A 2,113-nucleotide genomic window follows, 5' to 3' on the forward strand; every position below is an offset into this window, starting at 1 on the left:
ATGGTGGACGATACTGGGCTCGAACCAGTGACCCTCGCCTTGTAAGGGCGATGCTCTCCCAACTGAGCTAATCGTCCAGGGTTAAAAACAAATAAGATAAACATCTCGTTGTTTCGGGAGCGTATTATAGAGAGACTCACTTTAGAGTCAACGGTTTTTTTTAATATTACTTTTAAGCGGTGGCTTTTAAACCAATTTGATTGAATTTTAGGTGTACGCAGCTAGTAAGCAGATTTGTTCTGCCTTTATATGACAAATCACTAAAAGATAGTTTGATGTCATGCAGTCTATTACAAGATAGTTAATGATCTTGATTGTAGTTACTGTGCATCTTGTTAAAATGCTCAGTTATATTTTTGCTACTTATATTTTTAGGTCTAAATAGCATTTCTACTTCGACCATTGATTTGGTTTGTTTTTATAAGGTTAATATTGATTATGACAATCAAAACACGTTTTGCACCTAGCCCCACTGGTTATTTGCATGTTGGTGGCGCACGTACCGCGCTTTATTCTTGGTTAGTTGCCCAGAAACTTGGTGGTGAATTTGTACTTCGTATTGAAGACACTGATATTGAACGCTCAACTCAAGAAGCAATCGATGCCATTATGGAAGGAATGGAGTGGTTAGGCCTTGAATGGAACGAAGGTCCTTATTATCAAACAAAACGATTTGATCGTTACAAAGAACTAATTGCTCAATTATTAGAACAAGAAAAGGCTTATCGTTGTTATTGTCCGAGCGAGCGCCTTGACGCTATGCGCGAAGAGCAAATGGCCAACGGCGAAAAGCCTCGTTATGATGGTCGTTGCCGTGATTTAGCAGAACAGCCGACCGATGTCCCTCATGTGATACGCTTCAAAAACCCTTTAGAGGGCGAAGTGACTTTTGATGATCATGTTCGCGATACTATCACCGTTGCAAATAGCGAGTTAGATGATTTAATTATTCAACGTACTGATGGTAGCCCCACTTATAACTTTTGTGTGGTTGTTGATGATTGGGATATGGGCATTACTCACGTTGTACGTGGTGAAGATCATATCAATAACACACCACGTCAAATCAATATTCTAAAGGCATTAGATGCGCCAATTCCTGAATATGCACATGTATCAATGATTTTAGGTGACGATGGTAAGAAATTATCTAAGCGTCATGGTGCAGTTGGTGTAATGCAATACCGTGATGATGGTTATTTACCTGAAGCTTTACTTAACTACCTAGTCAGGTTAGGTTGGTCACATGGTGATCAAGAAGTGTTTTCTGTTGATGAGATGAAAGAGTTATTTACACTAGATGCAATCAATAAAGCTGCTTCTGGTTTTAATACAGAAAAACTACTATGGCTAAACAATCATTATATCAAAACAATGGATCCTGAATATGTAGCTAAACATTTAGCATGGCATATGACTGATCAGAACATTGATACTTCAAATGGACCTGCATTAACTGAGATAGTTACTGCACTAGGTGAGCGTGTTAATACCTTAAAAGAGTTAGCAACAGCCAGTACCTGTTATTACCATGACTTTGAAGAGTTTGATGCCGCAGCAGCTAAAAAGCATTTACGTGGCGTAGCTATGGAACCACTTCAGCTTGTGGCCGCTAAATTAGAAGCGTTAGATGACTGGTCATTAGAGCAGTTACAACAGTGTATCGAAGATACAGCATCTGAATTAGAAGTGGGTATGGGTAAGGTTGGTATGCCTTTACGCGTTGCTGTTACAGGGGCAGGGCAGTCGCCATCACTAGATTTGACCTTAAAACTGATTGGAAAGGCTCGAAGCGTTCAAAGAATCGGCGAAGCGGTTAAATTTATAGCGGCCAGAATTAATTCTTAAAAAATGGGTTGACTCTTTCCTCAGGGGTGCTTAGAATGCGCCTCGTTGTCAAGGAGGAGTCATCTTCCTAAGCAATATAATCGGTTGAGGGGCTATAGCTCAGCTGGGAGAGCGCTTCGCTGGCAGCGAAGAGGTCTGCGGTTCGATCCCGCATAGCTCCACCAGAAACTGATTATTTACTAATAGTGTGTCCCCTTCGTCTAGTGGCCTAGGACACCGCCCTTTCACGGCGGTAACAGGGGTTCGAAACCCCTAGGGGACGCCA

At 41.4% G+C, this 2,113-nt stretch carries 1 protein-coding gene and 3 tRNA genes; 3 read left to right on the top strand and 1 reads right to left on the bottom strand.

All coding sequences use genetic code 11. The features are described 5' to 3' along the window. Position 1: 1 nt before the first annotated feature. Positions 2–77 (bottom strand) — tRNA-Val (locus Q8W26_RS17740). Between the two features lie 361 nt (positions 78–438). On the opposite strand from Q8W26_RS17740, the gene gltX reads away from it, so the two are divergent. The 3 genes from gltX to Q8W26_RS17755 all read left to right on the top strand — a co-directional run bounded on the left by gltX (position 439) and on the right by Q8W26_RS17755 (position 2,113). After that, positions 439–1,848 (top strand): glutamate--tRNA ligase, encoded by a 1,410-nt coding sequence (gene gltX / locus Q8W26_RS17745; protein ID WP_101213513.1) that lies wholly within the window; start codon positions 439–441, stop codon positions 1,846–1,848. Positions 1,849–1,936: 88 nt separating this feature from the next. Then, a tRNA-Ala gene (locus tag Q8W26_RS17750) sits at positions 1,937–2,012 on the top strand. Between the two features lie 25 nt (positions 2,013–2,037). Then, a tRNA-Glu gene (locus tag Q8W26_RS17755) sits at positions 2,038–2,113 on the top strand.

It is taken from the genome of Psychrobium sp. 1_MG-2023 (assembly GCF_030689115.1).
GTDB lineage: Bacteria > Pseudomonadota > Gammaproteobacteria > Enterobacterales > Psychrobiaceae > Psychrobium.